Genomic DNA, 1128 nt, shown 5'->3' on the forward strand with positions numbered 1-1128 from the left:
TGGCACCTGGCGGTATCGCCAAATGGCACCTGGCGGTATCGCCAAAGTGTATTTGGGTGGCCCTTGCCTGAAGTCGACCGAAGTCACTCGCGTACAAGGCACGATCAATCCCGAAGGCCCTTACGGCGGCACCTCCAACGGAAAACATCGACCCCTTTCAGAAGAATCCAAAGCCTACATCAACCAGTTCGGTATTCCCTATGGCTCCTGGTAATCCATGAACAATCACCAGAAACCACGACCACTGGAATATCCCAATGTTTAAGAGCTCACCCACAGTTAAAGCGAGTGTTGCAATGTTATTGGCGTTGCTCTTGGGGGGATGCGCCACGGGCATTGGCCGGTCACTGCCTTATGACGCCTGGACGCTGGACTTTTTTGGGCCGCCCTATATGGAAGCCTGGATTGAAACGGCGGATGTCGTGGATATCAATGGACGCGTGTTCCGCGGTGCAGGCAGTGGAGGAGTGACCACAGGTTATCCGCGAGCACTCAGTAAAGGCATACCGACGACGTTTCGCGGCAACCCCAAAGGCTGGGCCGAGCATCCGGGCGGGAGTGGTCGACGCGTAACCGGCGCAGGTCTCCCCCGTTTGGTCTACGTACGCTGGCAGTCGCTGGCCGAGCCGCAAACTTATGAGGCGTATATCGAGATTCCCGAGTCGGCTCGAACCACCATGCTCAAGGGCGAAAGGGCCTTTTGTGGTGCAGATGGTAAATGGATAACGGACTACCGAAAGCTGCTGATTGTTGGCCTGGCACCGGGCGGTATCGCCAAAGTGTATTTGGGAGGCCCATGCCTTAAGGCAACCGAGGTCACCCGCGTAGTAGGCACGATCAACCCCGAAGGCCCTTACAGGGGCAAGACAAATGGTGAGTATTACTTTCTGTCAGAAGAGTCCAAAGCCTACATCGACCAGTTCGGTATTCCCTATGGCTCCTGGTAATCCATGAACAATCACCAGAAACCACGACCACTGGAATATCCCAATGTTTAAGAACTCACCCGCAGTTAAAGCGAGTGTTGCAATGTTATTGGCGTTGCTCTTGGGGGGATGCACCAAGGGCCTTGGTCGGTCACTGCCTTATGACGCGTGGAAGCTCAACTTTTTTGGTCCTGCCTACATG

2 protein-coding genes are annotated in these 1128 nt (G+C 54.9%); both read left to right on the plus strand.

The annotated features are described in order from the left end of the window. Positions 1–214: DUF2931 family protein (locus AC1DHT_RS29140; RefSeq protein ID WP_477761587.1), on the plus strand; the 214-nt coding region annotated here is incomplete at its 5' end. Positions 215–296: 82 nt separating this feature from the next. Beyond that, a complete protein-coding gene (locus AC1DHT_RS29145) occupies positions 297–947 on the plus strand; it encodes a DUF2931 family protein (RefSeq protein ID WP_427540528.1) in 651 nt (216 codons plus the stop codon). The last annotated feature ends 181 nt before the right edge of the window (positions 948–1128 follow it).

It is taken from the genome of Pseudomonas sp. 05N432 (assembly GCF_056396945.1).